This window comes from Nonomuraea sp. NPDC050691 (genome assembly GCF_040654455.1).
In the GTDB taxonomy this organism is placed as follows: Bacteria; Actinomycetota; Actinomycetes; order Streptosporangiales; family Streptosporangiaceae; genus Nonomuraea.
Genome location: NZ_JBFAIA010000078.1, coordinates 1 through 16,578, shown reverse-complemented (window position 1 = coordinate 16,578; position 16,578 = coordinate 1). Strand labels below are relative to the sequence as shown.

Below are 16,578 nucleotides of genomic sequence, written 5' to 3'. Positions count from 1 at the left end.
GCCACCGACCTCCTCACGGGTGAAGGGCATGATTTCGGTGTTCCGCGCGTCGTCCGTCGTTAGGCTTGACGACGGAGCATCGGCGTCCCGACGGGCAGCGGCACGACCGGAGAGGTGATTTCGGCGAGCGAATTCCCCCCATTCCCGGCAAAAGGCCCCATCGTTTACGACGCCTTCATCTCGTACAGCAGAGCCACGGACGCCCCGGTCGCCAAGGCGCTGCGAGATGAACTGCATAGGTTCATCCGCCCTTGGTACAAAATGCGCGCTTTACGGGTTTTCCTTGATCAGGCGAGCCTGTCGGCGAATCCCGGGCTGTGGCCGTCGATCCGCGAGGCCCTCGACTCCTCCCGGTGCTTCATCCTGCTGGCCTCCCCGGAGGCGGCGGTCTCGCCGTGGCCGTCGAGGGAGATCGAGCACTGGCTGGCGGGCCATCCGGTGGACGACCTCCTCCTGGTGCTGACCGACGGCAGGCTGGTGTGGGCCGGCGACGGCTTCGACATGGCGCGGTCCAACGCGATACCGGCCGTGCTGCGCGACGTGTACCCCCAGGAGCCGCGCTGGGTGGACCTGACCTGGGCGCGCTCGCGCGACGGGCTGGACATGCGCGACCCCCGCTTCGGCGACGCCGTGGCGGAGCTGGCCGCGCCCCTGCACGGGCGGCCCAAGGAGGACCTGACCGGCGAGGACGTCCGGCAGCACCGCCTGACCCGGCGGCTGATCGTCGCGGTCTCCGTGGCGCTGGCCGTGCTCGCGGCGTCCGCCTCGGCCGCGGCCGTGGTGGCCAGGCGCAACGCCGACGAGGCGGACACCCGGTTCCTGGCGGCCGAGTCGGGGCGGCTGGCCGCGCTCACGCCGGCCGAACGGGCCGGCCGGATGGACGCGGCCCTGGTCCTCGCGGCCGAGGCGTGGCGCACCGCCCACACCGCGCAGGCGCGCGGAAGCCTCCTGTCGGTGACGCACGAGGCGATGCGCGGGATCGTCGCCTTCCCGCGCATCCGGCCGGGCGACCCGGTGCCCTTCTCCCTGGGCACGATCGCGCTCGCCCCCGGCGGACGCGTGGTCGCGGCCTCCCACCACGCCGAGGCCGGCTCGGCCGGGGCCCCGCTGGACGGGAGGATCTACGTGTGGACCGAGGGCCGGCCGTTCGCGCGGGTGCTGCGCGGTCCCCCCGGGGAGATCAGCGAGGTGCGGCGCCTCGCGTTCGGCCCGGACGGGCGGTTCCTGGCCGCCGCGGGGCAGGACGGCGACGTCCGGGTGTGGGACCTGACGACCGGCACCGCGCGGACCCTCGCCACGTCCGGCTCCGAGACGGCCAGGCCCATGGCGGTGTCGGCCGACCATCGGCGCGTCGCGGTGCAGGCGGGAGCCGGGCGGGTCGCCTTCACCGACCTGCTCACCGGCGAGCCCGCCGGGCAGCGGGCCGGCACCCTGTTCGGGATCGGCCCTGACGGGCGGCACGCGTTCGGCAAGGACCGGGCGGAGTACCCGGTCCTGTGGGACATGACCTCCGGCCGCACCGTACGGCTCAGGCACCGCGGGCCGTACGAGAACGCCGCGCTCAGCCCCGACGGACGGCTGATGCTGCTGGCCACAGGGCGCGGCGCGGACCGCCTGTCCGTCTTCGACGCCCGCACGGGCCAGGACCGGGTCGGGCGACCTGGCGTTCAGCCCCGACGGCGCGCTGCTCGCGGGCGGCGAGCCGCTGCGGCTGTGGGACGCGGCGACCCTGGAGCCGCTCGGCGAGCCCCTGATGGACACCCTCCAGGGCGGGCTCCAGTTCACGACGCGCGGCTCGCTGCTGGCCGGCGATCCCCAGGGGACGCTGCGGGAGTGGCCGCTCGCCCCGGAGGCGCTGGCCCGGCGCGCTTGCGTGCTCGCCGCCCGGGGCCTGACCCGCGAGGAGTGGGAACGGTACCGGCCGCCGGGCGCCCACACGGGACGGTGCGCCTCATGATGCGGCTTGCCCCCACCGGTACGGTTCTTGTCAGCGTGACGAACAACTGTTTACTCACCGGTACATTCACAGCGCGGCCCGACGACCGGCCGCCCGTTATGCCCCATGTGGCGATAATGATGTTCGGTCAGGCACACGCGTGCGGTACAGCGGAACGAGGGTGGAGATGGGCGAGACGACGGCCGGCGGCTCCCGCCAGCAAGCACGTCCCGGCCGGGGCGTGAGCAAGGCGCAGGAGCCGGAGCTCCGGCAGTTGCTGGCCGGGCTGACCGCCGTACGCGACGGCGACTTCGGCACCAGGCTGCCCGACGACGCCGGGGGCCTGCTGGGCGAGATCGCCCTGGTCTTCAACGGCATGGTCGACCAGCTCTCCCTGTTCACCTCCGAGGTGACCAGGGTGGCCCGCGAGGTGGGCACCGACGGGCGGCTCGGCGGCCAGGCCGAGGTGCCCGGGGTGTCGGGCACGTGGAAGGACCTGACGGAGTCGGTCAACGCCATGGCCGGCAACCTCACCAGCCAGGTGCGCTCCATCGCCGAGGTCACCACGGCCGTCGCCAAGGGCGACCTGTCGCAGAAGATCACCGTGGACGCCCGGGGCGAGATCCTGGAGCTGAAGAACACGGTCAACACCATGGTCGACCAGCTCTCCTCGTTCGCCGACGAGGTCACCCGCGTCGCCCGCGAGGTCGGCACCGAGGGCCAGCTCGGCGGCCAGGCCGACGTCAAGGGCGTGGCCGGCACGTGGCGCGACCTCACCGACTCGGTGAACTACATGGCCGGCAACCTCACCGCCCAGGTCCGCAACATCTCACAGGTCGCCACCGCCGTCGCCCGCGGCGACCTGTCCCAGAAGATCACCGTGTCGGCCCGGGGCGAGATCCTCGAGCTGAAGAACACGCTGAACACCATGGTCGACCAGCTCTCCTCGTTCGCCGACGAGGTCACCCGCGTCGCCCGCGAGGTCGGCACCGACGGGCGGCTCGGCGGCCAGGCCGACGTGAAGGGCGTGTCGGGCACCTGGAAGGCGCTGACCGAGTCGGTCAACGTCATGGCCGACAACCTCACCGCCCAGGTGCGCTCCATCGCCGAGGTCACCACCGCGGTCGCCAAGGGCGACCTGTCGCAGAAGATCCGGGTGGACGCCCGGGGCGAGATCCTGGAGCTGAAGGAGACCATCAACACGATGGTGGACCAGCTCTCGGCGTTCGCCGACGAGGTCACCCGCGTCGCCCGCGAGGTCGGCACCGAGGGCCAGCTCGGCGGCCAGGCCACCGTGCGCGGCGTGTCGGGCACGTGGAAGGACCTCACCGACAACGTCAACTTCATGGCCTCCAACCTGACCGGCCAGGTGCGCTCCATCGCGCAGGTGGCCACCGCGGTCGCCAAGGGCGACCTGTCGCAGAAGATCATGGTCGAGGCCAAGGGCGAGGTCGCCGCGCTCGCCCAGACGATCAACACGATGGTCGACACGCTGTCCGCGTTCGCCGACGAGGTCACCCGCGTCGCCCGCGAGGTCGGCACCGAGGGCCAGCTCGGCGGCCAGGCCCGGGTGCCGAACGTGGCCGGCACCTGGAAGGACCTGACCGACAACGTCAACTCGATGGCCGACAACCTGACCAATCAGGTGCGCTCCATCGCCCAGGTCACCACGGCCGTCGCCAAGGGCGACCTGACCAGGAAGATCGACGTCGACGCCCGCGGCGAGATCCTGGAGCTCAAGACCACGATCAACACCATGGTCGACCAGCTCTCCTCGTTCGCCGCCGAGGTCACCCGCGTCGCCCGCGAGGTGGGCAGCGAGGGCCGGCTGGGCGGCCAGGCCGAGGTCGAAGGCGTCTCGGGCACCTGGAAGCGGCTCACCGAGAACGTCAACGAGCTGGCCGGCAACCTCACCCGCCAGGTGCGCGCCATCGCCGAGGTCACCAGCGCCGTCACCTCCGGTGACCTGACCCGCTCCATCACGGTCGACGCCGAGGGCGAGCTGGCCGACCTGAAGGACAACATCAACTCGATGGTGGGCTCGCTGCGCGAGACCACGCGGGCCAACCAGGAGCAGGACTGGCTCAAGTCCAACCTGGCCCGCATCTCCAGCCTCATGCAGGGCCACCGCGACCTCAGCGCCGTGGCCGAGCTGGTCATGAACGAGCTGGCCCCGCTCGTGTCCGCGCAGTACGGCGCGTTCTTCCTCGCCGAGGAGGCGCCGGGCGGCGCGGTCCTGAAGCTCATCAACGCCTACGGCTACCCGGCCGACCCCGAGCGGCCCACGCGGTTCAGGATGGGCGAGTCGCTGATCGGCCAGGCCGCCCGCACCCGCAGCACGATCGCGATGGACGGCGTCCCCGCCGACTACGTCAAGGTGTCCTCCGCGCTCGGCGAGACCGCGCCCGCCTCGGTCATCGTGCTGCCGATCGTGGTCGAGGAGCAGGTGCTCGGCGTCATCGAGCTGGGCTCGGTGTACGCGTTCACGGCGGTCCACCGGGCGTTCCTGGACCAGCTCATGGAGGCCATCGGCGTCAACGTCAACACCATCATCGCCAACGCCCGCACCGACGAGCTGCTGGTCGAGTCGCAGCGGCTCACCGCCGAGCTCCAGGCCCGCTCGGAGGAGCTGCAGAACCAGCAGGAGGAGCTCCAGCGCTCCAACGCCGAGCTGGAGGAGAAGGCGGCGCTGCTGGCCAGCCAGAACCGCGACATCGAGACCAAGAACCTGGAGATCGAGCAGGCCCGGCAGGAGCTGGAGACCCGCGCCCAGCAGCTCGCCCTGGCCTCGAAGTACAAGAGCGAGTTCCTGGCCAACATGAGCCACGAGCTGCGCACCCCGCTCAACAGCCTGCTCATCCTGGCTCAGCTCCTCGCGCAGAACCACACGCGCAACCTCACCCCGAAGCAGGTCGAGTACGCGAGCATCATCCACTCGGCCGGCTCCGACCTGCTCCAGCTCATCAACGACATCCTCGACCTGTCCAAGGTCGAGGCGGGCAAGATGGACATCGCGCCCGAGCGGGTGCCGCTGCGGCAGCTCCTCGACGACATCGAGGCCACCTTCCGCCCGATGACGACGCAGAAGAGCCTCGACTTCGTCGTCACCACGGCCGCGGGGGTCCCGGTGGACGTGCTGACCGACGACTCCCGGCTCCGCCAGGTCCTGCGCAACCTGCTGTCCAACGCGGTGAAGTTCACCGAGACGGGCAGCGTGGAGCTGCACATCGAGCCGGCCTCGACGGCCGAGGTGCCCGCCTCGGTGCGGATGCACGGCTCGGCCATCGCCTTCCGCATCAAGGACACCGGCATCGGCATCGCCGAGCAGCAACTGGAGGCCATCTTCGGGGCGTTCCAGCAGGCCGACGGCACCACCAGCCGCAAGTACGGCGGCACCGGGCTCGGCCTGTCGATCAGCCGCGAGATCGCCTACCTGCTCGGCGGCGCGATCACCGCGCAGAGCGTTCCGGGCAAGGGCAGCGTGTTCACCCTCTACCTGCCGGTGGCGCGCCCCGACTTCGACGAGCCGGCCGCGGGCTCGGCCCCGCAGGAGCGGCCCGCGCTGGAGGCGCTGGAGCTCGGCTCGGCGCCCGCCGGCCCGTCCGCCTCGCCGCCCCAGCCACAGCAGCAGCGGCGGTTGCTGGTGATCGAGGAGCGCGACCGCGGGCTGCTGTCGCTGGTGGCCGAGAGCGCGGCGGCCGACCTGGCCAACAACCGCGACCGGGGCGACCTGCGGGGCCCCGTCGAGGTCATCACCGCCGTCGGGGTGCAGGAGGCGGCCACAGCGCTCGCCGCCCAGGCGTACCACTGCATCGTGCTGGAGCTGGACATGGCCGACGGCGCGGCGCTGCGCTTCCTGGAGGACATGGACGGCGACTCGGCGCTGCGGGGCGTGCCCGTCCTCGCCTACAACAACTGGCGGCTCGACCCCCGGCAGGAGTCCAATCTGCAGGCCCGCACCGGCACCCAGCCGCTCGAACTGCTCTCCAGCCTGGACGAGCTGCGCGAGCGCATCGCGCTGCACCTGTCGGCCGAGGGGCCGCACGACGTGCTGCCGCTGGTCAGGCCCGAGGAGGTGCACCGGCCGGTCACGCAGGAGGTCGACAACTCGCTCGCGGGCCGCACGGTGCTGGTCGTCGACGACGACGCCCGCAACCTGTACGCGCTGACCGGCATTCTGGAGATCCACGGCCTCCAGGTGCTGCACGCGGAGAACGGCCGCAAGGGCATCGAGACCCTGACCGCCCACCCCGAGATCGACATCGTCCTGATGGACGTGATGATGCCGGAGATGGACGGCTACGCGGCCACGGCGGCCATCCGCAAGATGCCGCAGTACGCGGACCTGCCCATCATCGCGGTGACGGCCAAGGCGATGCCGGGCGACCAGGAGAAGAGCCTGGCCTCCGGGGCGAGCGACTACGTGACCAAGCCGGTCGACGCGGACGACCTGCTGACCCGGATTCAGCGCTGGCTGAACAGGTAGCCCTTGGGGACACCGTCCGGACCGTCCAGGTCGCCTGCCGGTACCACCAGCGTCGAGGAGCAGCACGTGCACGACCCGCAGCAGCCCGCCGATGAAGGCACCCGCCTCGGGCGGCTGGCCGCCACCGTCGAGCGGCTGCGCCGCGAGGTGCGCGAGGCGCACGCGGCGGCCGACGGCCGTGCCCTGATCGAGCTGGCCAAGGGCATCCTGGTCGAGCGGCTGAGCTGCAACCCGGCCGAGGCCGCGAGGCAGCTCTCCTCGCTCGCCGAGCAGGCCGGGCTCACGCAGCTCGAACTGGCCGCCGACATCGTCAACCAGGCCGCGCAGGACCGGCTGACCGAGGCGGCCAGCCAGTTCGTCAGCGCGGCCACCGGACGTGAGGGCTCCTCGGCCGAGGGGGACGGGTCCGGCGACGACCAGGTGTCGATCACTCTGCGGCTGCGCACGGCGGAGAGCGGCGTCCTCGCCGCGGACGACACCCAGGCGGTCAGCGAGTCGCTGCTCCAGCACGCGCTGGCCCCTCTCGGCGCGACCGCCGTCGCCGTGTGGGCGGCCGGGACCGACGGCTCGCTCACCCTGGCGGGCGCCGCCGGGTTCGCGCCGGGAGAGGCGGGCCGGTGGCGGTACGTGCCGCCCGGCGTCGCGACGCCGGCCCGGCAGGCGCTGGTCGAACGGGGCACCGTGTGGTTCGGCGACGTGTCGGAGGTCGGGCTGCCGTCGATCGGCCACCTGCCCTCCGAGGGCGGCGGCCGGGTCGCGGTGCCCGCGGGCGCCGGCGGGCGCGTCCTCGGCGTGCTGGAGATCGCCTGGCCGCACCCGCTGCCGCCGCAGCCGCAGGCGGTGCAGCGGCAGGTGGAGGCGCTGGCCGAGCTGATCGCCCACACCCTGGAGGGTCACCCGGCGGCGCAGGGCATCGCCCGCCGGCCCGACTCCGAGCTGCTCGACCTGGCCAACGGCCTGCACGACCCCGTGCTCATCCTGCGTCCGCACCTCGACGCCGACGGGCACCTCGCCGACTTCCGCATCCAGCACGTCAACACGAACTTCGTGGACTTCGCCGGCCGCCCGCGCAGCGCGGTCAACGGGGCGCTGCTGCTGGAGGCGTACCCGATGGCGGCCGGCGAGGGCGGGCTGTTCGAGAAGGTCGAGCGCGTCCACGCCACCGGCGAGCCGTTCCGCGCCGAGCGGATGCCGCTGACCGCCATCATCGACCAGGTGCCGCTGACCGCGGTCGCGAGCGTCAGCATCAGCCGCCACGGCGACTGCGTGCTGCTGCTGTGGCGGGTGCTCGACGAGGCGGCGCGGGTGGCCGGGCTGCTCCAGCACGCGCAGCGGCTCGGCCGCATGGGCGGCTTCGAGGAGAACGTCACGACGGGCGAGATCACCTGGAACGGCCAGCTCTTCACCCTGCTCGGCCTGCCGGCGACCGCGCCGCCCATCCCGCTCCGGCAACTCCCGCAGCACGCGCACCCGGACGACGCCGTGGCCCTCGGCCGTTTCCTGCGCACCCTGCTGCACCACCGGATGCCCGCCTCCACCGCCTTCCGGCTCCAGCGCAGCGACGGCGTGTCGCGGCACATCCGGGTGGTCGCCGAGCCGGTCCTCGACGCCGACGGGCGGCTCCTCAGTGTGAGGGGCGCGTTCCAGGACATCTCCGCACAGCACTGGACGGAGGTGGCGCTCGCCGCCACGCGTGACCAGCTCGCGCACACCGAGCAGCAGGCCGCCGAGCGCAACCGGCTGGCCCTGCAGCTCCAGCAGGCGATCATGCCGCCCACGCACGGCCCGATCGAGGCGTTCGACCTGCGCATCGGGGTCCGCTACCGCCCCGCCGAGGAGGAGCACCTGGTCGGAGGCGACTGGTACGACTGCGTGGTGCTGCCGTCCAAGCAGGTGCTGCTGTCGCTCGGCGACGTGGCCGGGCACGGTATCGAGGCGGCCACCGGCATGGTCGTCCTGCGCAACGCGTTGCGCGGCCTCGCCACCACCGGCGCCGGGCCGGCGCAGTTGCTCACCTGGCTCAACCTCGTCGCCCACCACCTGACCGAGCAGGTGACCGCGACGGCCGTCTGCGCGCTGTTCGACCCGGAGACGCGGATCCTGCGCTGGGCGCGGGCCGGGCACTTCCCGCCGATCATGCTGCGCGAGGGCGAGGCGTCGGAGCTGCCGCTGATCGAGGGCGTCCTGCTGGGGGCGCTGTCGGAGGCCAGGTTCGAGGAGGGCAGCGTCCAGCTCCTCAAGGAGGATGTGCTGCTCATGTACACGGACGGGCTCATCGAGCGCAAGGACCGCAGCCTGGAGCACTCGCAGCGCCAGCTCCTGACGGTCGCCACGGCCGAGGTGACGTCGCTGGAGCAGCGGCTCGACCACCTGCTCACGTACAGCAAGTCCGACACGGACGACGACACCTGCGTGATCGGCATCCAGCTCCGCTGAGAGCGCCACTCCCGGGCCGGCGGGCGTTGACCGGAGCCCGGGACGCTGCTGCACTGGGCGTCATGGCGAGGGTGCTGTCCGTGGTGGCCGGACTGGCCGTGACCCTGTGCGGCGGCGTGGCCTCGGCCGCGTCCGGGCGTCCCTTCGAGGTGCGCTACGACGGCGCCATGGCGTCGCCCGAGCTGGTCGCCGACCGCACGTTCCACGCGCGGCACGGCGCGGTCGTGACCGCGCACGGCGGACGGGTGCTCTCCCTGCCGCGCGGCGGGGGCGACCGGTTCCTCCGCTTCCCCGGCGGGACCTGCGCGACGGCCCCGTGCCCCCAGGCGATCGTGCGGCCCTTCCGGTCCGGCGGGCTCGTGCCGGACGGCGGGACCGGCCCGTTCAGCTTCGGCGCGGACGTGCGGCTGACGGCCGAGCCGCCGGACCGCGCCGGCATGAACGTCTGGCAGCACGGTCTCGCCGGTCCCGGGCACGCCCAGTGGAAGCTCCAGGTGGACGGCGGCCGGCCGTCGTGCCGCTGGTCGGACGGCACCCGCGTGGTGCTGCTCGGGACCGGCTCCTACCGGCTGGCCCCCGGGCGGTGGTACCGGCTGCGGTGCGCGCGGCTGGGAGAGACGCTGTTCGAGGTGCGGGTCCTCGACGCGGCGACACGCGAGCCGGTGACGCCGCCCGCCAGGGCGGTCGCGCCGATGGGGCCGATCCTGCCGCGCGACGGGGCGACGATCGGCGGCAAGCGGGTACGCGCCGACCAGGCGGACCCGTCGACCGACCAGTTCCACGGCGACCTGGACGAGGTGTTCTTCCGCGGCGCGGCCACGGAGTGAGTGCCTATTCGACGCGCTCGGCGTTGGAGTCGTAGCCGCCCCCGCCCGGGTAGACCCAGGCTCCGGTGAGGCTGCGGCCGTCGGGGCTGAAGACGCCCTGGTAGTAGGCGGGGGAGTCACGCTCTCCCGCCCAGATGGTGAGGGTGTCGCCCTCGAGTTCGTAGGTGTAGTCGAGGGTGCTGCCGTCGTCGCCGTAGTAGCGGGACCTGATGTCGGCGCTGGGCTCGGCCATCAGCTTCCGCTCCCGGCCGATGATCTCGATGCCGTGGGCGCCGCCCAGGTGGACGTCCTGCTGGAGGAAGAAGTCGTTCAGCCAGCGGTACGTGACGGTCCCCTCGTGTCCTCCGGTGATCTTCCAGGTGCCGACGAGCCTGGCCAGGGCCTGCAGTGCCGGGTCGTTGGTCATCACCGTCTCCTTGGGTCAGTGCCGACGTTGCGATGTCCCGGCGATTTCTCGCCTTCCCCCAAGCCGGGATTATCTGATCCTTTGCGAAACCGGGTCAAGGTAGGGCGGCGCATTACCCGGCGGGTAATCGACCCCGGTCAAGCCCTTCGCCAGACTGGTGCCGCACCACCGCACCAGAGGGAAGGGACTCCTCATGACCGCCACCCGCGACATCGTCCAGGAACTGCTCGGCCGCATGGCCAAGGGCGACCACGACGGAGCCGCCGAGCTGTTCGCCGAGGAGATCGACTGGCAGCTCGACTGGCCCGAGGAGGGACACCCGGCCGTGCCGTGGATCCGCCGGCGCACCGGCCGGGGCGACGTGGCCGGGCATTTCCGCATGCTGGAGGCGTACCACGTGCCCGAGCTGAACGGCACGTCGGTGACGCGGATCCTGGTGGACGGGGCCGACGCGGTCGTGCTGGGGCACATCAGGCAGACCGTGCGGGCCAACGGGCGCGCGTACACCTCGCCCTTCGCGCTGCACCTCACGGTCGAGAACGGGCTGATCACCCGATACCACATCTACGAGGACAGCCTCACAGTGGCCCGCGCCCTCACGACCGAAGCTGATATTTCCGAATAATTCTCATTTTGTCATAGCGGCCTTTCTTGAGCCCGGCGAGAAATGCCGCCCCGCACCCCCGGACATATTTCCGGATTGAGCCGTCCGACGCAGGGCGAAAATGTGATGATGTGATCCGTACCGCCGCTCGACGGAGTCCTTACCGGCTTCCGCGCACCACCTCCCACGACAGGGCGCGGCTCGCCGCCTTCGCGGACGGAGACAGGATCTTGCCTGAGGATCGGTCTGGGGGCCGGCCGGAGCATCGGTTCCCGCCCGGCGAGTCGGGCGGCTCGGGGCTGGCGGGGGTCGACGCCGGGGGCCTGACGGTCCACGTACGGCACGAGCCCTCCGGGGGGCGCGCGGGCGAGACCATCGGGTTCCGGGCGGCCGACTTCGGCTCGCTCGACGCCCTTCTCCACCACTGCCTGACGATGATCGGGCGGACGCCCCGGGTCCTGGTCGCGGGCGTGGCCGGGCAGCCGCGCCCCAACGGGGACGTCCGCGTCACCAACCGGCCCGACTGGCCGGTCTTCCGGCGCGACCGCTTCGCCGCGACGTACGGGATCCAGGTGGAGACCGTGAACGACATGGAGGCGACGGTCGCCGGCGTCGGAGAACTGGACGAGAGCGGCTACCAGCGCCTCACCCCGGCGGCGGAGGGCGGCACGGGTCCAGGGGCGCGGCTGGTCGTCGCCGTGGGCTCCGGGGTCGGCGTCGGCCACCTCGACCTCCACGGGCGCCCGCACGGCACCGAGGGCGGCCACATCCCCTGGCAGCCGCGCACCCGCCGCGAGAGCGACTACCTCGCCTGGCTGCGCGACCGCCGGACCGGCGCCCGCGTCCCCGTCCCGGCGCCCGTCCCCACGCGGCACGCCGCCGCTCCCGCGGCCACGCCCGCCTCCGGCCCCGCCCACACCCCCGCGGGCGTCTCCGTGGAGGAGTCGATCTCCGGGGAGCGCGGGTTCGCGCACCTCTACGACTTCATGGCCCTGAGCATCGACCCCGCCCCGCTGCTCGCCGCGGGGGTCGAGCGCGCGAGGAGCGAACGGCTCGGCATCGCCCCGCTCGTCATCGCCGGGGCGCTGGCCGGCGACGAGTTCTGCGTCGAGGTGATGCGGCTGTTCGGCGGGATCCTCGGGCAGTTCCTGCGCTCGATGGCGCTGGTGACGCTCGGCCGGGGCGGCTCGGTCTGGCTGTGCGGGAGCGTGCTCCGGTCTCCGGGGGTGGCCGACTTCCTCATGGCCGACGGCTGCCTGATGGCCGCCTTCCGTCCGGCGGGCGGCGAGCCCGCGGATTTCCTGGCCGAGATCCCGATTCACCTCGTCCATGACCGCGAGATCGGGGTCAGGGGCGCTCTCGTGCTCGGCCGTTCGCGATGCGAATCCACCGGGCGGCATTAACCTGATGATTTTTCCGTCGCGCCGCCTTTACCCAGGACGACGTGACGGTCCGCCTCTAATCCTTATTGACGTGTTGGAGCTGGAAATCATTGGCGACGTGCATTAGTGGGGATACGCTCATTATCAACAGCCCGGCGAGGCCCATCAGGGCATCAACCAGCGGACCCCGCCGGACCATTACCCACCCGAAGGAGGGCGTCATGCCGAAGTCCTCTCGCAACCTGAGGATCAGGATCGACGGAGAGTTTCGTGTACGACCGCCACGCCGCACCTTTCTCGTCCTCGGCCTGATCGCCGTCGTCGTGGCCATCGTCCTGACAACCGGCGACAACGCGACGGTCCAGCTCTTCCTGTGACCGGCGGCGCAAAGGCCGCCCGCCCTCGCGGTGAGCGGCCTGACGCGCCGGCGCGCACGCCGACGACGGGCCCGCAAGGCGACTCCGATGCGCTCATGATACCCCGGAGTTCGGAAAACGAAAGGGCCGCGCCGCTCATTGACAACGGCCGGATTCAGGCCATGAATATTCCGAGGAATTTCCGGTGCGCATGGTTTGGCATTGTCCGCCTCGGGTCATACCGACGGCGTGTGCGCCGGGTTTTCGTCCGGCCGTACGACTACACGGATGACGAGCCGTTCGGCGACGCGGCCGGTACCAGCTCGAATCCGGTGACCATCTCCGCGCGGATGCGGATGACCTGGTCCCTGTCCCCCGCGAGCCAGGGGATGAGCCGCGCCCGGTAGGAGGCCGCCTCCTCCGGGTCCTCCACCAGCCGCGCGACCCCGGTGACGATCACGCTCCAGCCCAGCCGTTCCTCCACGTCCAGCTCGTCGGCCTCGAAGGCCACGACGGCGCCCGAGGGCGCGACCTCGGCGCTGATGACGGTGCCCGGGTCGGAGCGGATGACGATGTGCCCGTCCACCACGATGTGGTTCACCGGCCGCACCGCCGGCAGGGCGTGGCGGGTGAAGACGATCCGCCCGATGGGCGCGCTCGCCAGCAGTCGCAGCGCGTCGGCCCGCGACAGCTCCTTGAGGTCTCGGGCGGTCATCCCGCCGGCCCGCCCGCCGTCATGCGCAGCATCCGAACAGTCTGCTGGCTGGCGACTTGCGGAGATAAGGGCCAAAAGTCCCTTTATTCCGGGAACTCGGGCACGCCCGTCACCCGGAGCGCCGGTCGTCGTACGCGGCCTGCGCCTCCAGCACCTCGGGCATGTCCGCCTCCAACTGCTCGATGAGCGCGAAGAGCTTCACGGCCGCGCGCGCGCCGAGCGGCGTGAGGCTGTAGTCCACCCGCGACGGGAACCCCTCGCGGGCGCTGCGGTGGACGAACCCGTCGCGTTCGAGCGCCTGCAGTGTCTGCGTGAGCATCTTGTCGCTCACCCCGTCGACCCGGCGGCGCAGCTCGTTGAAGCGCATGGGGTGCTCGTGCAGGCCGAGCAGGACGAGCGGGCCCCAGCGGCCGGTGACGTGCTCGAAGGTCGCGCGCGAGGGGCAGGCGCGGGCGAAGACGTCGAACTCCAGCGCCGGCAGGGTCCGCTCCGCCTCCGTGGCGGGCTGTGCGAGTGCGTCCATGCCCTGATGCTACCCCCTGGTTAGCACTTTCTTTTAGTTTGCACTTTCTCTGAGAAAGTGTCAGGGTGGTGGTGTCCGCACGGCGGGGCCCGCCCCCGTGCACAGTCCTGCAGACCACCAGGAAAGGGACAGCCATGTACGTCGTCACCGGAGCCACCGGATCCCTCGGCCGCCTCGCCGTCGAGGAACTGCTCGACCGGGTCCCCGCCGACCAGGTCGCCGTCGTCGCCCGCGACAAGGACAAGGCCGCCGACCTGGCCGCCCGCGGTGTCGAGATCCGCCTCGCCGACTACGACGACCCGGCGAGCATGCGCGGCGCCTTCGCGGCCGGTGACCGGGTGCTGTTCATCTCCGGCAACGAGGTCGGGCGCCGCGCCCCGCAGCACCAGGCGGTCGTCGACGCGGCCAAGGCGGCCGGCGTCGGCCTTCTCGCGTACACCGGCGTCCTCGGCGGCCCCAAGGCCGACTTCGAGCTGGCCCGCGACCACCAGTACACCGAGCAGGCGATCCTCGACTCCGGCGTGCCCTACGCCTTCCTGCGCAACGGCTGGTACTCCGAGGTCTACACGGCGAACCTCGGCCAGTTCCTGGAGCAGGGCGCCATCGTGGGCAGCGCCGGCCCGGGCCGGGTCGCCTCCGCCGCCCGCGCCGACTACGCCGCCGCCGCCGTCGCCGTGCTCACCGGCGAGGGCCACGAGAACAAGGCGTACGAGCTGAGCGGCGACGTCGCCTGGGACTTCCACGAGTTCGCGGCCGAGCTGTCCCGGCAGGCCGGCAAGGAGATCACGTACCGGGCCGTCTCCCCCGAGGAGCAGCGGCAGATCCTCGCCGGCGCCGGAGTGCCCGACCCCATGATCGCCTTCCTCCAGGACATCGACGGCGCCATCGCGCGCGGACTGCTCGCCGTCAGGACCGGCGAGCTGTCGCGGCTCATCGGCCGCCCGACCACCCCGCTGGCCGACAGCATCGCCGCCGCCCTGCGTTCCTGACCTCACCCGTCGGGCCGACGGCCCCTCGTACGGGGGCGGGTCGCCGGTCTAGGCTGTGGCGCATGCGCGTAGTGGTGATCGGAGCCAGTGGCCACATCGGCACCTACCTGGTCCCCAGGCTGGTCGACGCCGGCCATGAGGTGGTGGCCGTCAGCCGGGGCAAGCGGGAGCCGTACACCCCCCACGGCGCCTGGGACCGGGTCACCACCGTGACCGCCGACCGCGAGGCCGAGGAGGCGCGCGGCGAGTTCGGGCGGCGGGTCGCCGAGCTCGACGCCGACGTGGTCATCGACCTCATCTGCTTCACGGAGGCCGGCGCCCGGCAGCTCGCGGAGGCCCTGACCGGGCGCGTCCGCCACTTCCTGCACTGCGGCACGATCTGGATCCACGGGCCGAGCACGCGGGTGCCCACCACCGAGGACCGTCCGCGCCGCCCCATCGGCGAGTACGGCCGCCAGAAGGTCGCCATCGAGGCGTACCTGCTCGACCGGGCGCACCGCGACGGGTTCCCCGCCACACTGATCCACCCGGGCCACATCGTGGGACCGGGCTGGGTGCCGGTCAACCCCGCGGGCAACCTCGACACGGGCGTGTTCCAGGCGCTGGCCGACGGCGACGAGGTCACCCTGCCCAACCTCGGCATGGAGACCGTCCACCACGTCCACGCCGACGACGTGGCGCGGCTGTTCATGGACGCGCTGGCCAACCCGTCGGCCTCCGTCGGCGAGAGCTTCCACTCCGTCTCCACCACCGCGCTCACGCTGCGCGGCTACGCGGAGGCGGTGGCGGGCTGGTTCGGCCGCGAGGCGCGGCTGGCGTACCTGCCGTGGGAGCGCTGGCGCGAGACGGTGCCGGAGGAGCACGCCCGCGTCACCTACGACCACATCGCGCACAGCCCCCACTGCTCGATGGAGAAGGCCGCGCGCCTGCTCGGCCACCGCCCCCGCTACACCTCGCTGGAGGCCGTCGCGGAGGCCGTCGACTGGCTGGTACGGGCGGGCCGCATCACGCGCTGACCAGGTGATCAGTGGCCGGCCACGAACGTCTTCAGCAGGATGACGACCAGCCCGAGCACCAGATTGATCATTGCCGACACCATGATCCCGCTCCTGCCCGACCCCGCCGTGACCGCCGCCGCGACCGCCCAGGCCACCTGGCTCGCCACCGCCACCCCCAGCGCCACCCACGTGGCCACGCTGTCCGACAGCCCCAGCGCCCAGGCGAACGCGGCCGCCGCGGCCGGCGGGAAGGCGGCCTGGGCGACCGGCCAGTCGACGCGTCCCGCCGTGCGGATCCGGCGCCACGTCAGCGGTTGCAGGCCGTGCGAGACCAGCCGGACGTACACGTGCGCGATCCAGAACACCACGCCCGTGCTGATCAGCAGGGCCACGAGGTCGGCGGCCGTGGTGGGCGTGCCGGCCGCGCTGCCGGCGACCACGGACGCGGCCAGCAGCGAGCCGTACACGGCGCCCCCGTACTCGACCGGCTGCGGGACGGCCTCGCTCTCGCGCGCGTTCATGGCACCAGTCTCATGGCGGCTCTCGCCATCCGGTGGGGAGGCGGGCGGAACTATGCCCAGATTTGGGACTGCCGCCGGGCGCCTCAGGACAGGGCGCGGACCGTGGCGGTGAAGACGGCCGGGAGCCGCTGGGCGGCCGGGACGACGAGGCGGGCCGTGCCCGGGCGGCCGGCCACGTACACCAGCGCGCCCGTGAGCAGCCGGTGCGCCCGCGAGATCCGCACCCACGCCCGCTCGTAGTCCTGCGGCCGGCCGCGCCGCAGGCAGTCGACCAGCGCCCCCGCGCACCGCGCCGCCAGCGAGACCCCCTCGCCGGTGAGCGCGTCGGTGTAACCGGCGGCGTCGCCCACCAGCAGCACCCGCCCGGCGACGCGCGAGCGCACGCGCTGGCGCAGCGGC

The 16,578-nt window shown here is 72.4% G+C and carries 13 protein-coding genes and 1 pseudogene; 9 read left to right on the top strand and 5 right to left on the bottom strand.

Features of this window, described 5'->3' with window-relative positions; all coding sequences use genetic code 11:
- Positions 1-114 precede the first annotated feature (114 nt).
- From AB0H81_RS25495 to AB0H81_RS25480, 4 genes are all read left to right on the top strand, one after another.
- On the top strand, positions 115-2,181 hold the full coding sequence (locus tag AB0H81_RS25495; protein WP_358379305.1) for a TIR domain-containing protein: 2,067 nt from the start codon (positions 115-117) through the stop codon (positions 2,179-2,181).
- A complete protein-coding gene (locus AB0H81_RS25490) occupies positions 2,124-6,422 on the top strand; it encodes a HAMP domain-containing protein (RefSeq protein ID WP_358379302.1) in 4,299 nt (1,432 codons plus the stop codon). Before AB0H81_RS25495 ends, AB0H81_RS25490 begins: the two co-directional genes overlap by 58 nt.
- Before the next feature lie 66 nt (positions 6,423-6,488).
- The gene (locus AB0H81_RS25485) at positions 6,489-8,858 is read left to right on the top strand and encodes a SpoIIE family protein phosphatase (protein WP_358379299.1); all 2,370 of its coding nucleotides are present in this window, start codon (positions 6,489-6,491) and stop codon (positions 8,856-8,858) included.
- Positions 8,859-8,920: 62 nt separating this feature from the next.
- The gene (locus AB0H81_RS25480) at positions 8,921-9,685 is read left to right on the top strand and encodes a hypothetical protein (protein WP_358379296.1); all 765 of its coding nucleotides are present in this window, start codon (positions 8,921-8,923) and stop codon (positions 9,683-9,685) included.
- A 4-nt stretch (positions 9,686-9,689) separates the two neighbouring features.
- On the opposite strand, the gene AB0H81_RS25475 is transcribed toward AB0H81_RS25480, so the two are convergent.
- Positions 9,690-10,091, bottom strand: a complete 402-nt coding sequence (locus AB0H81_RS25475; protein ID WP_358379293.1) for a hypothetical protein — start codon at positions 10,089-10,091, stop codon at positions 9,690-9,692.
- A 193-nt stretch (positions 10,092-10,284) separates the two neighbouring features.
- On the opposite strand from AB0H81_RS25475, the gene AB0H81_RS25470 reads away from it, so the two are divergent.
- The 3 genes from AB0H81_RS25470 (at position 10,285) to AB0H81_RS25460 (ending at position 12,454) form a co-directional block, all read left to right on the top strand.
- The gene (locus AB0H81_RS25470; protein ID WP_358379290.1) at positions 10,285-10,716 is read left to right on the top strand and encodes a nuclear transport factor 2 family protein; all 432 of its coding nucleotides are present in this window, start codon (positions 10,285-10,287) and stop codon (positions 10,714-10,716) included.
- Positions 10,717-10,925: 209 nt separating this feature from the next.
- Positions 10,926-12,098 (top strand): glucokinase, encoded by a 1,173-nt coding sequence (locus AB0H81_RS25465; protein ID WP_358379287.1) that lies wholly within the window; start codon positions 10,926-10,928, stop codon positions 12,096-12,098.
- A gap of 200 nt (positions 12,099-12,298) precedes the next feature.
- Positions 12,299-12,454: a hypothetical protein gene (locus AB0H81_RS25460; protein ID WP_358379284.1), complete on the top strand. Its 156-nt coding sequence runs from the start codon at positions 12,299-12,301 to the stop codon at positions 12,452-12,454.
- 259 nt (positions 12,455-12,713) lie between these two features.
- On the opposite strand, the gene AB0H81_RS25455 is transcribed toward AB0H81_RS25460, so the two are convergent.
- On the bottom strand, positions 12,714-13,148 hold the full coding sequence (locus AB0H81_RS25455) for a pyridoxamine 5'-phosphate oxidase family protein (RefSeq protein WP_358379281.1): 435 nt from the start codon (positions 13,146-13,148) through the stop codon (positions 12,714-12,716).
- Positions 13,149-13,257: 109 nt separating this feature from the next.
- Complete coding sequence (locus AB0H81_RS25450) at positions 13,258-13,671, bottom strand: helix-turn-helix domain-containing protein (protein ID WP_358379278.1); 414 nt, start codon at positions 13,669-13,671, stop codon at positions 13,258-13,260.
- Between the two features lie 134 nt (positions 13,672-13,805).
- Here AB0H81_RS25450 and AB0H81_RS25445 point away from each other — a divergent pair, with 134 nt between their 5' ends.
- Positions 13,806-14,660 carry an SDR family oxidoreductase gene (locus tag AB0H81_RS25445; protein WP_358379275.1) on the top strand — a complete coding sequence of 285 codons (855 nt, stop codon included), beginning with the start codon at positions 13,806-13,808 and terminating at the stop codon, positions 14,658-14,660.
- A gap of 62 nt (positions 14,661-14,722) precedes the next feature.
- Entirely contained in the window at positions 14,723-15,676 is a 954-nt protein-coding gene (locus AB0H81_RS25440; RefSeq protein WP_358379272.1) for an NAD(P)-dependent oxidoreductase, read from the top strand.
- Positions 15,677-15,684: 8 nt separating this feature from the next.
- On the opposite strand, the gene AB0H81_RS25435 is transcribed toward AB0H81_RS25440, so the two are convergent.
- Positions 15,685-16,179, bottom strand: a complete 495-nt coding sequence (locus AB0H81_RS25435; protein WP_358379270.1) for a hypothetical protein — start codon at positions 16,177-16,179, stop codon at positions 15,685-15,687.
- Positions 16,180-16,262: 83 nt separating this feature from the next.
- A pseudogene (locus tag AB0H81_RS25430) lies at positions 16,263-16,578 on the bottom strand (monooxygenase); the annotation flags it as partial.

Excerpts from the sequence above, each read along its gene's own strand:
- AB0H81_RS25445 (WP_358379275.1), top strand. The coding sequence starts at position 13,806 with ATGTACGTCGTCACCGGAGCCACCGGATCCCTCGGCCGCCTCGCCGTC.
- AB0H81_RS25480 (WP_358379296.1), top strand. The coding sequence starts at position 8,921 with ATGGCGAGGGTGCTGTCCGTGGTGGCCGGACTGGCCGTGACCCTGTGC.
- AB0H81_RS25470 (WP_358379290.1), top strand. The coding sequence starts at position 10,285 with ATGACCGCCACCCGCGACATCGTCCAGGAACTGCTCGGCCGCATGGCC.
- AB0H81_RS25450 (WP_358379278.1), bottom strand. The coding sequence starts at position 13,671 with ATGGACGCACTCGCACAGCCCGCCACGGAGGCGGAGCGGACCCTGCCG.
- AB0H81_RS25435 (WP_358379270.1), bottom strand. The coding sequence starts at position 16,179 with ATGAACGCGCGCGAGAGCGAGGCCGTCCCGCAGCCGGTCGAGTACGGG.
- AB0H81_RS25490 (WP_358379302.1), top strand. The coding sequence starts at position 2,124 with ATGGGCGAGACGACGGCCGGCGGCTCCCGCCAGCAAGCACGTCCCGGC.
- AB0H81_RS25460 (WP_358379284.1), top strand. The coding sequence starts at position 12,299 with ATGCCGAAGTCCTCTCGCAACCTGAGGATCAGGATCGACGGAGAGTTT.
- AB0H81_RS25440 (WP_358379272.1), top strand. The coding sequence starts at position 14,723 with ATGCGCGTAGTGGTGATCGGAGCCAGTGGCCACATCGGCACCTACCTG.
- AB0H81_RS25455 (WP_358379281.1), bottom strand. The coding sequence starts at position 13,148 with ATGACCGCCCGAGACCTCAAGGAGCTGTCGCGGGCCGACGCGCTGCGA.
- AB0H81_RS25475 (WP_358379293.1), bottom strand. The coding sequence starts at position 10,091 with ATGACCAACGACCCGGCACTGCAGGCCCTGGCCAGGCTCGTCGGCACC.